Raw genomic sequence first — 14,353 nt, 5'->3', positions numbered from 1 at the left:
GCGGCCTTAGATCATCGGTCCAGGCCGGACCTCTCAAGCCGCAGCGGAAACGCCGGTTGGCGTCCGCCTGGACGACAGCAATGCGCGCATAGACCTCGCACGAGGCACGCTTGCCTTCGACATCGCCGCGGCGGTCGTCGCGGCCAAAGCGGAACGAGAAGCCGCCGTCGCGATCGATGCGAATGGATTGGGCCGTCGCCGCGCCGGCAACGAGAACGAGAATTGAGCTAGCCAGAATAGCCTTGGAGATGCGCATGGAATGCTGCCTCGATTGCGATAGCCAAGGCAGACAAGCACGTGAATGTGGCGGCTTGATCGCGACACTGAGGATTGATTTCAGCGCCGGCGTTACAGAGGCCGGCGACCGAGGGTGCTCAGCGAAGACCTATGTCTGCGAATTGGAATTATGGTGGGCGGTATAGGGATTGAACCTATGACCCCACGCGTGTGAAGCGTGTGCTCTACCGCTGAGCTAACCGCCCGCCGTGCCGGAGATGTCGTTAAGCCGGGCGGCCGTTATGCGAGGCCGCGCCCTTGACTGTCAAGGCTGTCGCCCGCAGCCATGTGAGCCGCTATCAGGCTGGCTTGGCTTCGCCCGCCCGCAGCTTGATGGAATCGATCTCGGCCGCCGACAGCGCCCGCACCACGCGCATCGCCGCCTCGTCCGAGGCCCCCGCCTTCTTGCGCGCCGCCTCCACCGCCTTGTCGGGTGCGCCGACGGCGACGTTGAAGAACTGGAAGGTCGGCGCTGTAGTCTCCGCCGGGCGCCACTTGGCGCCCTCGACCGGCGGCTTGGGGACGCCGGGGATCGTCAGTTGAACAACCCATCCGGCCGCGGCTGTGTTCTGATTCATGCGCCGCACTATGGGCTGCGCCGCCGCCGTGCGCAATGGATCTGCGGCGCTTTAGGGCATTAGCGCGAACGAGTGGGCGATTTTGGGAAACTCGCCGGCAATTTGCGCCACGTCCTCGGGTGTCGCGATGCCGATCAGCCGGAAATAGCCGCCATCCTTGCCGAGCAGCATCGCCTGGTAGAGGTGGATCGGCTTGCCGTCGTCCTCGTCGGTTGCCTCGGCCTCGACCTCGACGCCGTCGAGCCCACCGATGTTGATCGCCCGCGGCTCGCCGGGCTTGAAATCCTTGTAGCCGGGCAGGCTCGCCAAGAGCGCCACCGATTGCTTGTCCGGCTCGGTCACCGGGCGCTTGTCGAGCGACGGCGCCACCATGAACGCCGAGCGCGTCTCGCCGGCGCGCTCCGGCTCCAGCCGTCCATCGAGCGTATAGACTTTGCTGGTGCCGACCAGGCGACCTGCCTCCTTGAACGGGCCGAGGTACGACAGGGAATAAAGATCGCGCACCGCCCGCTTCTCGGTCGTCTTCGCGCTCGCCAGAACGCGCTCGATATCCTCGGGCTTCACGGCCCCGTCATCGATCGAGCGTTGCGGCACGTTGACGGAGACGAGCACGGTCTGGTCGGCGGTGCGGAACAGCACGAAGAACTTGGCGTAGGCGCCCGCTTCCGACTTCTGCACCGCGCGCATGTAGACGTGGGGATCGGTGCGCGGCAGGTTGCCCTTCTGCACCTGGGTGATGCCGCGCTTGGCCAGATCCTCGGCGGTGAAGCCGTGCGCCATCTTGTCGTACTCCCCGACCGGAGCTTCGAGGATGACGTACGACACGCCCGAGGCATCGTCCTGAAAGCCCGAGAACAGCGGGGAAGGGACGTAGCCCGGCGGCAGGTCCAGCACCACGCGGCTGTTGGGCGCCTGCTGCGGCGTCGCCTGAACGACTGCCGGGGCGCTCATCCCCATCAGCGCCGTGAGCGTCAATGTGGCCACCGAGTGGCGGAGGCACCTGCCAGCCCGCCGCATGGGGCCCGCGTTCGTCGGCTTCGGCGCAATCGGCAGCGGCATTGGCGATATTCCGGGCGTGTGAAGAAGCGGCGAAGGGAGCCACCACTTGCGGCCATATTGGGGCATGCGGAGCGATCTCAAAGCCCCTGTTGCCGGCACTTCACAGTCGGCGCGGCAAATGCAACGATCCGCCCGCGCCGCCCGATTCCGCGTGGCGCGCGGCCGACTTTTCGTGGGACAACGAAGCGCGGCGCCGCGAACAAAAACCCAAATGATGCGCCGACGGGGGAGCCATGGCCAACGATAGGGATGAGCGGCGCCGTTCGTTCTTATTCTCGTTCGGCCTCGACCGCCTCGGGCTCGTGGCGCTGAAGGCGCCGCATCTGTCGGCGCTCGTCATCTTCGTCCTGACGGTGCTTGCTGCATGGAGCGCCATGCACATCAAGGTCGACGACTCGCTGTCGGAGCTGTTCCGCACAAATAGCGAGGAGTTCCGCCGCTACGAGGAAATCGACCGCCGCTTTCCGTCGAGCGAATACGATGTTCTCGTCGTTGTCGAGGGCAAGGATCTTCTGCAGCGCAAGCAGCTCGAGACGTTCGCCAGCCTGACGACGGAGCTGCAACTCGTCGACGGCGTATCGGGCCTCGTGTCAATGCTGTCGGCGCGCGACAAGCCCGACACCTCCGGCTATGCGCCACCGCTGGTGCCCGATGAGATGCCGGCGGACGGCCCCGCCTTCGACGCGATGCTGGCGGCGCTCAAGTCGAACGACATCGTCAAGGGCAAATTTCTCTCCGACGACGGACAGCTGGCGCTCATCGTCATTGCGCTCGACCGCAACGTCGTCGCCGAGCGCAGCGCCCGGACGGTGATCGGCGAGATCAACGAGGCGGCGACGCGCGAACTGCAAGGCAGCGGGCTGACCGCCCAACTCACCGGGGCGCCGGTGATGCAGCTCGAAATCCGCAACGCCGTGGAGCGCGATCGCCTCGTCTACAACGGGCTCGGCTTTCTGGTCGGCATCGGTATCGCCTACCTGTTCTTCCGGCGGTTGTCGCTGACGCTGATTGCGGTGGCGGGCCCCGCCATCGCCATCTTGTGGACGCTCGGCATGATCGGGGCGATGGACTTCCGCCTCAACCTGTTCATCAACGTCATTACGCCGCTCATCCTGGTCTCCGGCTTTTCCGACTCCATGCATCTCGTGATGTCGATCCGGCGCGACGTGCTGGCCGGCGTCAACCGCTTCGAGGCGGCGCGGCACGCGGTGCTCGACGTGGCGCCCGCCTGCCTATTGACGGCGATGAACGCGGCCCTCGCCATCGTCTCGTTCCAGTTCGCCGACTCGGCCCTGATCCGCACCTTCGGCAAGGCGGCGCTGATGGCGGTGGGTATCTCCTACATCGCGGTCGCCGTGGTCGTGCCGACGCTCGCCGCCCTGCTGGTGCGCGAAGAGAAGGCCGCCGCTGTCGACCCGCGCGTGCAGGAAGAGGGGGGCGTCGGGGTCTTGCAGCGCATCACGGATGCGATCGTGCGTACCGTGGCGGCCAACGCGACGGTGTTCTTCGTGCTCTCGGTAATCGCCGTCGCCCTGTGCGGCATCGCCTACACGCAGCTCAAGCCGCACTACCGGCTCGCCGACCAGGTGCCGGACAAGGAGCAGGCGCTGGCCGCGACGGGGCGCATCGACCAGAAGCTGACCGGCGCCAACCCCGTGCACGTCATGATCCGCTGGACCGGCAGCCAGTCGCTGTACGACCCGCCGACGCTGTCCGCCATCGCCCAGGCGCACGACGTGCTCGAGCAGCGCGTAGGGCTCGGCAACGTGTGGTCGCTGGAGAGCCTGCGGCGCTGGTTGGCGGCGGCGGGCGATGCCAGCGTGGAGAACGTGAAGCACTACGTCGGCGTTCTGCCCGAGCATCTCGTGCGGCGCTTCATCGCCGGCGACGAAAAGGCCGTGCTGGTGACGGCGCGTCTGCCCGACGTCGATGCGAGCGAGATCCTTCCCGTCGTCGACAAGCTCGACAAGGAGCTGGAGCCGATACGCAAGGCCAACCCGGACTACGAGATTTCGGTCACCGGGCTGCCGGCGATCGCGGCGCGCAACTCCGCCGAGCTGATCTGGGAGCTCAACTGGGGCCTCGTCGGCGACATGTTCGTGATCTTCATCTTCCTCGGCATCGCGCTGCGGTCGGTGCTGGTCGGCTTCGCCAGCATCATGCCGTCGCTGTTCCCGATCTTCGCCACCGGCGCGATCCTGTGGGCCACCGGCCAGGGCCTGCAGTTCGCCTCCATCGTGGCGATCACCGTCGCCTTCTCGCTGGCCATCGACTCGACTATCCATTTCCTCAATCGCTTCCGCCTCGAGGAGGACCGCTTGGGGCCCGACGCCACGCCGCATCAGGTGTTGATGCGCTCGGCGCACTACATCGGACCGCCCGTGGTTCTAACGACCATCGTGCTGGCACTGGGTCTCGGCGTGACCATGCTCTCGCACCTGCCGTCGCTGCGCCTGTTCGGCCAGCTCGCTGCGGTGTGCCTGTTCGCCTCGCTGATCGGCCAGCTCGTCATCCTGCCTGCTGTGCTGGTGGTGGGGCGGCGGCTGCTGCCGCGGCGCGATGTCGTCAAGCCGGAAGTGGTGTCATCGGGCGCCGTCAATACGTGAGGGCGCGAGCACGCTGGCGATGGCCGGCTCGAGCTCGCGGTAGTGATCGATGACCGCGTCGGGGGCGAACTCAGCGACCGGCGTCTCCGTATAGCCGAAGCTGACGCCGATCACCGGCACGCCCGCCGCCTTCGCCGTGGCGACGTCGACGCCGCTGTCGCCGATCATGACGGCGCGCGATTTGTTGCCTCCTGCCATCCTGATGGTGCCGAGGAGCGCCTCGGGGTGCGGCTTGGCCGTACGCAGCGAATCGCGGCCGGCGACGGCCACGAAGTAGCGGCTCATGTCGAGCGCGTCGAGCAGGAGCCGCGACATGGCCTCCATCTTGTTGGTGCATACCGCGAGCTTGACGCCTGCGGCCTGGAACTTGGCAAGCAATGGGAGCAGCCCCTCGAACGGCCGGCTGCCATCGGCGATGTGGCTGCCGTAGTAGTCGAGGTAGCGGGCGAGAAGCGCCTCGTGCTGGGCCGGAGTCATGCGCTCGGCAGCGGGCCCAACGGCGCGCTCGATCATGTGCCGGGCGCCGTGCCCGACGAACGGGCGCAAGGTGTCGGCATCGACCCGCGGCAGCCCCAGGTGGTCGAGCACGTGGTTGGTCGAGGCAATGAGGTCGGGCGCCGTGTCGACGAGCGTGCCGTCGAGGTCGAAGACGAGGGTCAAATCGCGCATAGCGCCTCGAATAGCGCACGAAAAAGGCCGCGGCAGGAGCGGACGCAGCGCCGCGGCCCGGGTTATGTACCTTGAAACCGGGGGGTGTGCACCTTAGACAAGGGCTGCCGAGCTCCGCCCCATCTAACCCGGTGCCACCATGGACAAAAAGCTCATCACGCTGCTCAAGACGCAAGCCTTTATCGACGGGGCCTGGGTCGGCGAGCCGCGCATGGCCGTCACCGACAAGGCGACCGGCGAGGAGATCGCCCGCGTGCCGGCGATGGGCGAGAAGGAGACCAACGCCGCCATCGGGGCCGCGCACCGCGCCTTTCCCGCCTGGTCGAAGCTGCTGGCCAAAGAGCGCTCGAAGATCATTCGCCGCTGGTACGAGCTGATCGTCGAGCACGCCGACGAGCTGGCGCTGCTGCTCACCAAGGAGCAGGGCAAGCCGCTCGCCGAGGCGAAGGGCGAAATCCTCTACGGCGCCGCCTTCGTCGAGCTGTTCGCCGAGGAAGCAAAGCGCGTCTACGGGGAGACCATCCCCACCCACAAGGCGGACGCGCGCGTCGTCATCATGAAGCAGCCGATCGGCGTCGTGGGTGCCATAACGCCGTGGAATTTCCCCTCGGCGATGATCACCCGCAAAGTATCGCCGGCGCTGGCGGCCGGCTGCACCGTCGTCGTCAAGCCGGCGGAGGATACCCCGCTCTCGGCTTTGGCCCTCGCCGAGCTGGCGCAGCGCGCCGGCGTGCCGAAGGGCGTCATCAACGTCGTCACTGCCAAGGACCCGGTTCCCGTCGGGCGTGCGCTCACCGACAGCCCGCTGGTGCGTATGATCACCTTCACCGGCTCCACCGAGGTCGGCAAGATCCTCATGCAGCAGGCGGCGCGCACCGTGAAGCGCGTCGGCATGGAGCTGGGCGGCAACGCGCCGTTCATCGTCTTCGACGATGCCGATCTCGACCGCGCGGTCGCCGGGGCGCTCGCCTCCAAGTACCGCAACGCCGGACAGACGTGCGTGTGCGCCAATCGCATCCTAGTGCAGGACGGCGTCTATGACGCGTTCGCCGACAAGCTCACCGCGGCGGTGCAGAAGCTGAAGGTCGGCGCCGGCACCGAGGCAGGGGTCACCGTCGGCCCGCTGATCAACAAGGACGCACTCAAGAAGGTGGAGGAGCACGTCGCCGATGCCGTGGCGCACGGGGCGACAATCGTTGTCGGCGGCAAGCCATCGCCACTCGGCGGCACGTTCTACGAGCCGACCGTGCTGACCGGCGTCACGCCCAAGATGCTCGTGTCGCGCGAGGAGACGTTCGGTCCGGTGGCGCCGCTGTTCCGCTTCAAGACGGAAGAGGACGCCGTGCGCATGGCCAACGATACCCCGTTCGGCCTCGCCGCCTATTTCTTCACCCGCGACCTGGGGCGCTGCTGGCGCGTCGCCGAGGCGCTGGAATACGGCATCGTCGGCGTCAACGAGGGCATCACCTCGACCGAGATCGCCCCCTTCGGCGGCTTCAAGGAAAGCGGCATCGGGCGCGAGGGCTCGCACCACGGCATCGAGGAATTCCTCGAGACCAAGTACACGTTGATGGGCGGACTGTAGCCGATCCTCTAACCTCGCTCTTGCGTCCGGCGTGCGGTGCGCGTACGGCAGCGCATTCGTACCGGCCAAGGTAGCGGGGAATACCAGCCATGAGCCAAGACGCCCTCAAGGTCGCAGCCGCCGAGCGCGCGCTCGAGTTCGTCGAGAACGGCATGCGCCTCGGCCTCGGCACCGGCTCGACGGCGGCGAAATTCGTCGACCTTCTGGGGAAAAGGGTGGCCGGCGGTCTCGATGTTACGTGTGTCGCCACCTCGCACGCGACGCAGGCGCAAGCCGAAGGGCTCGGCATCCGCATGTCCACGCTCGACGAGACGCCATTCCTCGACCTCACCGTCGACGGTGCCGACGAGATCGACGGCGAGCTGCGGCTGATCAAAGGTGGCGGCGGCGCACTGTTGCGCGAGAAGATCGTTGCCACCGCCTCGGGCCGCATGATCGTAATCGCCGATGCCTCCAAGAAGGTGGAGACGCTCGGCGCCTTCCCGCTGCCGCTCGAGGTCGTTCCCTTCGGCCTCACGGCGACGCGCAACATGATCACCGCGCTGGCGGCCGACGTCGGCTGCGAAGGCGACCTCCGCGTGCGCATGCTGCCCGGCGGCAAGCCCTTTCTCACGGACGGCGGCAACCTCCTTCTGGATTGTCACTTCGGACGCATCGAGGCGCCGGAGGAGTTGGACGAGGCGCTGAAGCTCATCCCCGGCGTGGTCGAGAACGGCTTGTTCATCGGCATCGCCGATCTTGCCATCATCGCCGGCGAGGGTGGCATTACCCTGCTCGGCGTCGAGGACAGCGAGGGCGCCATCGTGCGCTGAGGCTCAAGACCCGAGCATGGCAAAATACGACTACGATCTGTTCGTGATCGGCGCTGGCTCGGGCGGCGTGCGGGCGGGGCGCATCGCCGCCGGTTATGGTGCCAGGGTCGCCATCGCCGAGGAGTACCGCGTCGGCGGCACGTGCGTGATCCGCGGCTGCGTGCCCAAAAAGCTACTCGTCTATGCTAGTCGTTTTGCCGACGACTTCGAGGACGCGCGCGGCTTCGGCTGGACGGTGGGCGAGACGCGTTTCGATTGGGGAACGCTCATCGCCGCCAAGGACAAGGAGCTCTCCCGGCTCGAGGCTGCCTATCGCACGACACTCGGCAAGGCCGGCGTCGAGTTGCTCGAGGAGCGAGCCATTGTCGTCGGGCCTAACGCCGTGCAGCTCACGCGGTCGGGGCGCACGCTGACGGCCGACAAGATTCTCATCGCCACCGGTGGCAGCCCGTCACTCGGGCCGGAGATCCCGGGCCGCGAGCACCTCATCACGTCCAACGAGGCGTTCGAGCTAAAGCGCCTGCCGAAAAGCATCATCGTCGCCGGCGGCGGCTACATCGCCATGGAGTTCGCCGGCATCTTCTCGCACCTCGGCGTCGAGACCACCATCGTCTACCGCGGCGACAAGGTGCTGCGCGGTTTCGACGAGGACCTGCGCAACCGCATCACGGCAGCCTATGCGAAGCAGGGCATTCGCTTCGTCCTCGGCCACGTCTTCACCCGCATCGAGAAAGCCAGCGCCGGTCTCGTCGGCCACCTGTCGAACGGGACGACGCTGCAAGCCGATGCGATCATGTTCGCGATCGGCCGCACGCCGAATACGGCGGGGCTCGGGCTCGACAAGGTCGGCGTTGAGCTGGGTTGGAACGGCCATGTCGTTGTCAACGCGTACTCGAAGTCGTCGGTTGACAGCATCTTCGCCGTCGGCGACGTCACCGACCGCGCCGCCCTGACGCCGGTCGCCATCCGCGAGGCCCACGCCTTTGCCGACACCGAGTTCGGCGGCAAGCCGCGCATGATCGAGCACACGCTGATCCCGACCGCGGTGTTCGCGACGCCGGAGATCGCCAGCATTGGCCTGCCCGAGCACCTGGCACGCGAGCGCTGCACCAAGCTCGACGTCTACAAAGCCGATTTCCGGCCGATGAAGGCGACGCTGTCGGGGCGCGACGAGCGCATGTTCATGAAGCTGCTGGTCGACGGCGAGAGCGGCAAGGTCGTCGGGTGCCACGTGCTCGGCGAGGATGCCGCCGAGATCATCCAGATGGCGGCCGTGGCGCTGCGCCTCGGCGCCACCAAGGCGGACTTCGATGCCACTATGGCATTGCATCCGACCGCGGCCGAGGAATTCGTCACCATGCGCGAGAAATGGATCATGCCGACGGAAGCGGCCGGTTGAACGTAGGAAGTTGACTGGAGAGTTGAATGCCTCGGTTGCATGACAAGATCGCGCTCATCACCGGCTCGGCCGCCGGCATCGGACTGGCTACGGCGCAGCTTTTCGCGGCAGAAGGCGCTCATGTCTACATCACCGATGTCGACGGGGCGGGTGCCGAAAAGGCGGCGGCAGAGCTGGCCGCCAAAGGCCTTAAGGCGACGGCGATGACGGTCGATGTCTCGCGCGGCCAGGACGTCAACGCGCTGATGCGCGCCATCGAACAGCAGCACCGCCGGCTCGACGTCGTGGTCAACAATGCCGGCATCAACATCCGCACCGACTTCCGCAACATGTCGGACGCGGATTGGACGAAGCTGCGCGAGGTGAACCTTGATGGCATCATCCGCGTCGCGCGTGACGCCTTCCCGCTGATGAAGGCCTCGGGGCGTGCTTCGCTGATCAACCTCGCCTCGATTATGGGGCATCGCGGCATGCGCACGCTCGCCGCCTATGGCGCCACCAAGGGTGCGATCTCGGCGCTGACGCGCGGGCTCGCGGTCGAGTATGCACCCTACAACATAAGGGTGAACGCGCTGGCGCCGGGCTTCATAGAGACGGCGCTGACCGAGCGTGTTCTGCGCGTCAAGGCGTTCTCCGATGCGCTTCTGAGCCAGACGCCGCTGGGGCGCTTCGGCACCTCCGAGGATGTGGCGCAGGCGGCGCTATTCTTTGCCTCCGACGAATCCGCCTTCATTACCGGCGCCGAGCTGGCCGTCGACGGCGGCATGCAAGCCACACTCTAGGGCACTCATGTGTCATCCTCGGGCTTGTCCCGAGGACCCAGTTCTCGCCTGGCTCCATCGCTCCGGCACGTGCTTCACGATGGATCCTCGGCATAAAGCCGCGGATCACAAAGATGAGCCGTCGTTGACGGTCAAGTGCCGGCGACGGTCTCGGCGATGAGCTGGTCGACGACGCCGATGAGGGCCTCATCGACGCTCGCGCCGCCGGCAATGAGCTTCGCATAGCGCGCCACCTGCCGGTCGGCGCTGGTGCCGCCGGTGGCGATGTTGAGCGCGTGCTTGACCTCGCGCTCGCAGCCGAGCACGGCCGCATCCTCGGCGACGAGGTCGATGAGCTCGTCGATCAGCGACGGGAACGGAACGAGCTTGCCCTTGCCGAAGTCGAACAGCGTGTCGCGCACGCCGTAGCGCTGCGCGCGCCAGCGGTTCTCCTCGATGAGGAACGCCGGGTAGGAGCGCCACTTCTGGTTGGAGGTGCGCAGCCGGTAGAGCATGCGCAGGGTGCAGGCGAAGATCGCCGCGATGGAGACCGCGTCGTCAATGCGCGTGCATACGTCGGTGACGCGCATCTCCAGGGTCGGGAAGCGCGCCGACGGGCGCAGATCCCACCAGATCTTGGTGGCGTCCTCGATGACCTTGTTGCGCACCAGGACGTCGACCGTGCGCTGATATTCACCGAAGCTCTCGAAACGCTGCGGCAGGCCGGTGCGCGGCAGCTCGTGGAACACGGCGAGCCGGTAGCTCTTGAGCCCGGTATCCTCGCCCTGCCAGAAGGGCGAGGAAGTCGACAGAATGAGGAGGTGCGGCAGGAAATAGCGCGCCTGGTTCATCAGATCGATACGCAGCTCGTCGTCGTCGATGGCGACGTGCACGTGCATGCCGCAGATGGCGAGGCGGCGACCGATGCCGGCAAAGTCCTTGGCCAGGGCCTGGTAACGGGCTTTCGGGGTCGTCTCGAGCGTCGAGCGGTCGGCGAAGGGATGCGTCGAGGCGGCGATTGGGGCCATACCGTATTTGCCCGTTATTTCGGCAATGGTCCGCCGCAACCCGGCGAGCTCCCGCCGGGCCGCCTTGAAGTCCTTGTGTGGGCTGGTGCCGACCTCGATCTGCGAGCGGAAGAACTCGGGCGCCACCTGCTTGCCGAGGGCCGACTCGCATTCCTTCATCAGCTCGGCCGGGGCGGACGCGAACCCCCGGCTTTCCAGGTCGACGAGGTGGTATTCCTCCTCGATACCGAAGGTGAAGGACGGTGCCCTGGTGCCCATTGGCTTCGCCTCTGGCCTATGCAACCTTCCGGCGCCGGGAGCGCTGGCCATGCCGGCCGAGGTAGCTTATATGCTGCGACAAATGGCATAATGCCCTGAAAACGATGCGCTTGCGTTACCGCGCCGGACGGCTTTCGGCCCCGCACGGCGCGCCGATGGAGTGTTCGAGATGGCGGTAGCGTGGTCCCCGGACAGCTGGCGGTCGAAACCGATCGTCCAGGTCCCGGATTATCCAGACAAGGCAGCACTGAGCGAGGTGGAGGCCAAGATCGCTTCCTTCCCGCCGCTCGTCTTCGCCGGCGAGGCCGACAAGCTGAAGCGCTCGCTGGCCGACGTCGCTGCCGGCAATGCCTTCCTGTTGCAAGGTGGCGACTGCGCCGAGAGCTTCGCCGAGCACGGCGCCAACCACATCCGCGAGCTGTTCCGCGTCTTCCTGCAGATGGCCGTCGTCCTCACCTATGCCGGCGGCGTGCCGGTGGTGAAGGTCGGGCGCATCGCGGGCCAGTTCGCCAAGCCGCGCTCCTCGCCCACCGAGAAGCGGGACGGCGTCGAGCTGCCCAGCTACCGCGGCGACATCATTAACGGCGGCGGCTTCTCGCAAGCTGAGCGCATTCCCGATCCGCAGCGCCAGCTCGAGGCCTACCGCCAGTCGGCGGCGACGCTGAACCTTTTGCGCGCCTTCTCCGAGGGCGGCTATGCCAGCCTCGACAACGTGCTGCGCTGGCTCCTCGACTTCGAGCACAAGAGCCCGTTCGGCAAGAAGTACCGCGAGATGGGCGAGCAGATTCAGACGGCGCTGCGCTTCATGCGCTCGTGCGGCGTGACGGCGGATACCGTGCCGGCGCTCGGCCGCACCACCTTCTATACGAGCCACGAGGCGCTGCTGCTCGGCTACGAGCAGGCGCTGGTGCGGCGCGACGAGGCGGGCGGCACGCAGGCGCCGTACGCCACCTCCGGCCACATGCTGTGGATTGGCGACCGCACGCGCCAACCCGATCATGCGCACGTCGAGTTCCTTCGCGGCATCCGCAATCCCATCGGCATTAAGGTTGGGCCTTCGCTCGATGCGGACGGGCTCTTGCGCCTGATCGACATCTTGAACCCCACCGACGAGCCGGGGCGCCTGACGCTGATCTGCCGCTTCGGCTCCGACAAGGTGGAGAAGGACCTGCCGGGGCTTATCAGAGCCGTCACGCGCGATGGGCGCGTCGTCGTGTGGTCGTGCGATCCCATGCACGGCAACACCATCAGCGCGGCGAACGGCTTCAAGACGCGCCCCTTCGAGCGCATCCTCAAGGAGGCGGAGTCGTTCTTCGACATCCACCGCGCCGAGGGCACGCATGCGGGCGGCATCCACGTCGAGATGACGGGCTCGCCCGTCACCGAGTGCACGGGCGGGGTAGCGGCCAACATCTCCGAGGCGCAATTGAAGGATCGCTACGACACGCTATGCGATCCGCGTCTCAACGCCGATCAGGCCCTGGAGCTGGCTTTCCTGATCGCTGAGCGCCTGAAGCAGGAGCGCGAGGAGGCCGCACGCGCGCCGGCGCCGATTACCGCCTTCGGCTGATCGGCCAAGGCCGCTTCGCGTCGCGCCAATACTGGAGCCCCTCGCAGGAGCCCCGCACAGCAGCCCATGTCGCAACCCGCCCCCTCGCAGCTCAAGATCGCGCTCGCCCAGGCGAACCCCACCGTGGGCGACATCGACGGCAACATAGCGAAGCTGCGTCAGATGCGTGCGCGGGCGGCCTCGCTCGGCGCCGACGTCGTGGTGTTTCCCGAGCTGTTCGTCACCGGCTATCCGCCCGAGGATCTCGTCTTGAAGCCGGCGTTTCCCGCGGCGGCACGGGCAAGCGTCGAGGCGCTGGCGGCCGATCTCGGTCCGGGTCCGGCGGTGCTCACCGGCACCGTGTGGCCACAGGACGGCCACGTCTACAATGCGGTCGTGCTGCTCGATAACGGCGCCGTCGAGGCGGTGCGCTTCAAGGTCGATTTGCCGAACTACGGGGTGTTCGACGAAAAGCGCGTGTTCATGTCCGGCCCGCTGCCGGGACCGGTCAATTGCCGCGGCGTGCGCCTCGGCGTGCCGATCTGCGAGGACATCTGGGGCTCCGATGTCGTCGAGTGCCTGGCCGAGTGTGGGGCCGAGATTCTCATCACGCCCAACGGCTCGCCTTTCGACTGGACGAAGCCCGACGTGCGCATGAACATCGCCGTCGCGCGCGTGGTCGAAAGCGGACTGCCGCTCGTCTACGTCAATCAGGTGGGCGGCCAGGACGAGCTGGTATTCGACGGCGCCTCCTTCGTGCTCAACGCCGACAAGAGCCCCGTCGTGCAGCTGCCCGCCTGGGAGGAAAAGCTCGCTCTCACCGAGTGGCGGCGGGGCAACAACGGGTGGCTGTGTGCAACCGGCGAGCGCGCCGCTATCGAGCACGGGGACGCGGCAGCCTACCAGGCGTGCATGCTGGGCGTGCGCGACTACGTCGACAAGAACGGCTTTCCGGGAGTCATCTTAGGGCTTTCCGGCGGCGTCGACAGCGCGCTGGTGGCGGCCATTTCCGTCGACGCGCTGGGGCCGGCGCGGGTGCGCGCCGTGATGATGCCCTACCGCTACACATCCGAAGCAAGCGTGCGCGATGCGAGCGCGTGCGCCAAGGCGCTGGGGCTGAATTTTCAGACGCTGCCTATCGAGGAGGCGGTGGCCGGCATTACCAGAAGCCTCGCGTCGGCGCTTGTCGGCACGCAGCCAGATACCACGGAAGAGAACATCCAGGCGCGGGCCCGCGGCGTCATCCTCATGGCGCTGTCGAACAAGTTCGGCGGCATGGTGATCACCACCGGCAACAAGTCGGAGATGTCGGTCGGCTACGCCACCCTCTATGGCGACATGAACGGCGGCTTCAATCCCGTGAAGGACCTCTACAAGATGGAGGTCTATCGTCTGGCGCGCTGGCGCAACGCGCACGTGCCGAAGGGCGGCAAGGGGCCGGCAGGGGAGGTGATCCCGGAAGCGATCATCACCAAGGTGCCGACGGCGGAGCTGCGTCCCAACCAGACGGATCAGGATTCGCTCCCGCCGTACGCGGTGCTCGACGACATCCTCGCCTGCCTGGTCGAGAAGGAGATGCCGCTCGCCGATATCGTGGCGCGCGGGCACCCGGTGGAAACGGTGAAGCGCATCGAGCGGCTGCTGTATCTTGCCGAGTACAAGCGCCGCCAGGCGCCCCCCGGCGTCAAGATCTCGTCCCGCAACTTCGGGCGCGACCGCCGCTATCCCATCGTCAACAAGTTCCGCGAGCCGCTCTGAGTTTTGACGGCCTCG

11 protein-coding genes and 1 tRNA gene are annotated in these 14,353 nt (G+C 66.8%); 7 read left to right on the top strand and 5 right to left on the bottom strand.

Features of this window, described 5'->3' with window-relative positions; translation table 11 throughout:
- Positions 1-407 precede the first annotated feature (407 nt).
- From F9K20_RS12285 to F9K20_RS12275, 3 genes are all read right to left on the bottom strand, one after another.
- Positions 408-482, bottom strand: a tRNA-Val gene (locus tag F9K20_RS12285).
- A gap of 93 nt (positions 483-575) precedes the next feature.
- Entirely contained in the window at positions 576-854 is a 279-nt protein-coding gene (locus F9K20_RS12280; RefSeq protein ID WP_291001919.1) for a hypothetical protein, read from the bottom strand.
- Between the two features lie 51 nt (positions 855-905).
- A complete protein-coding gene (locus tag F9K20_RS12275; protein WP_291001917.1) occupies positions 906-1,805 on the bottom strand; it encodes a hypothetical protein in 900 nt (299 codons plus the stop codon).
- 341 nt (positions 1,806-2,146) lie between these two features.
- On the opposite strand from F9K20_RS12275, the gene F9K20_RS12270 reads away from it, so the two are divergent.
- Positions 2,147-4,519 carry an MMPL family transporter gene (locus F9K20_RS12270; protein WP_291001914.1) on the top strand — a complete coding sequence of 791 codons (2,373 nt, stop codon included), beginning with the start codon at positions 2,147-2,149 and terminating at the stop codon, positions 4,517-4,519.
- On the opposite strand, the gene gph is transcribed toward F9K20_RS12270, so the two are convergent.
- Positions 4,496-5,188: a phosphoglycolate phosphatase gene (gph, locus tag F9K20_RS12265; RefSeq protein WP_291001911.1), complete on the bottom strand. Its 693-nt coding sequence runs from the start codon at positions 5,186-5,188 to the stop codon at positions 4,496-4,498. The two genes, F9K20_RS12270 and gph, sit on opposite strands and share 24 nt — an antisense overlap.
- A 139-nt stretch (positions 5,189-5,327) precedes the next feature.
- On the opposite strand from gph, the gene F9K20_RS12260 reads away from it, so the two are divergent.
- The 4 genes from F9K20_RS12260 (at position 5,328) to F9K20_RS12245 (ending at position 9,766) form a co-directional block, all read left to right on the top strand.
- Positions 5,328-6,773, top strand: coding sequence for an NAD-dependent succinate-semialdehyde dehydrogenase (locus F9K20_RS12260; protein ID WP_291001909.1), 1,446 nt, complete (start codon positions 5,328-5,330; stop codon positions 6,771-6,773).
- Between the two features lie 89 nt (positions 6,774-6,862).
- Positions 6,863-7,585 (top strand): ribose-5-phosphate isomerase RpiA, encoded by a 723-nt coding sequence (gene rpiA / locus F9K20_RS12255; protein ID WP_291001905.1) that lies wholly within the window; start codon positions 6,863-6,865, stop codon positions 7,583-7,585.
- Between the two features lie 16 nt (positions 7,586-7,601).
- Complete coding sequence (gor, locus tag F9K20_RS12250) at positions 7,602-8,984, top strand: glutathione-disulfide reductase (protein WP_291001903.1); 1,383 nt, start codon at positions 7,602-7,604, stop codon at positions 8,982-8,984.
- Positions 8,985-9,010: 26 nt separating this feature from the next.
- Positions 9,011-9,766, top strand: a complete 756-nt coding sequence (locus F9K20_RS12245; protein ID WP_291001899.1) for an SDR family NAD(P)-dependent oxidoreductase — start codon at positions 9,011-9,013, stop codon at positions 9,764-9,766.
- Positions 9,767-9,897: 131 nt separating this feature from the next.
- Here F9K20_RS12245 and F9K20_RS12240 read toward each other — a convergent pair whose 3' ends face one another.
- Positions 9,898-11,031 carry a carboxylate-amine ligase gene (locus tag F9K20_RS12240; RefSeq protein WP_291001897.1) on the bottom strand — a complete coding sequence of 378 codons (1,134 nt, stop codon included), beginning with the start codon at positions 11,029-11,031 and terminating at the stop codon, positions 9,898-9,900.
- A 169-nt stretch (positions 11,032-11,200) separates the two neighbouring features.
- On the opposite strand from F9K20_RS12240, the gene F9K20_RS12235 reads away from it, so the two are divergent.
- Complete coding sequence (locus tag F9K20_RS12235; RefSeq protein WP_291001894.1) at positions 11,201-12,601, top strand: class II 3-deoxy-7-phosphoheptulonate synthase; 1,401 nt, start codon at positions 11,201-11,203, stop codon at positions 12,599-12,601.
- A 66-nt stretch (positions 12,602-12,667) separates the two neighbouring features.
- A complete protein-coding gene (locus tag F9K20_RS12230; RefSeq protein ID WP_291001891.1) occupies positions 12,668-14,338 on the top strand; it encodes an NAD+ synthase in 1,671 nt (556 codons plus the stop codon).
- Positions 14,339-14,353: the final 15 nt, after the last annotated feature.

Source organism: Hyphomicrobium sp. (genome assembly GCF_009026145.1).
Taxonomy (GTDB): domain Bacteria; phylum Pseudomonadota; class Alphaproteobacteria; order Rhizobiales; family Hyphomicrobiaceae; genus Hyphomicrobium_A.
This window is presented reverse-complemented; position numbering and strand designations above follow the sequence as displayed.

Coding starts and splice junctions, on each gene's coding strand:
- F9K20_RS12280 (WP_291001919.1), bottom strand. CDS start 854: ATGAATCAGAACACAGCCGCGGCCGGATGGGTTGTTCAACTGACGATC.
- F9K20_RS12275 (WP_291001917.1), bottom strand. CDS start 1,805: ATGAGCGCCCCGGCAGTCGTTCAGGCGACGCCGCAGCAGGCGCCCAAC.
- F9K20_RS12270 (WP_291001914.1), top strand. CDS start 2,147: ATGGCCAACGATAGGGATGAGCGGCGCCGTTCGTTCTTATTCTCGTTC.
- gph (WP_291001911.1), bottom strand. CDS start 5,188: ATGCGCGATTTGACCCTCGTCTTCGACCTCGACGGCACGCTCGTCGAC.
- F9K20_RS12260 (WP_291001909.1), top strand. CDS start 5,328: ATGGACAAAAAGCTCATCACGCTGCTCAAGACGCAAGCCTTTATCGAC.
- rpiA (WP_291001905.1), top strand. CDS start 6,863: ATGAGCCAAGACGCCCTCAAGGTCGCAGCCGCCGAGCGCGCGCTCGAG.
- gor (WP_291001903.1), top strand. CDS start 7,602: ATGGCAAAATACGACTACGATCTGTTCGTGATCGGCGCTGGCTCGGGC.
- F9K20_RS12245 (WP_291001899.1), top strand. CDS start 9,011: ATGCCTCGGTTGCATGACAAGATCGCGCTCATCACCGGCTCGGCCGCC.
- F9K20_RS12240 (WP_291001897.1), bottom strand. CDS start 11,031: ATGGGCACCAGGGCACCGTCCTTCACCTTCGGTATCGAGGAGGAATAC.
- F9K20_RS12235 (WP_291001894.1), top strand. CDS start 11,201: ATGGCGGTAGCGTGGTCCCCGGACAGCTGGCGGTCGAAACCGATCGTC.
- F9K20_RS12230 (WP_291001891.1), top strand. CDS start 12,668: ATGTCGCAACCCGCCCCCTCGCAGCTCAAGATCGCGCTCGCCCAGGCG.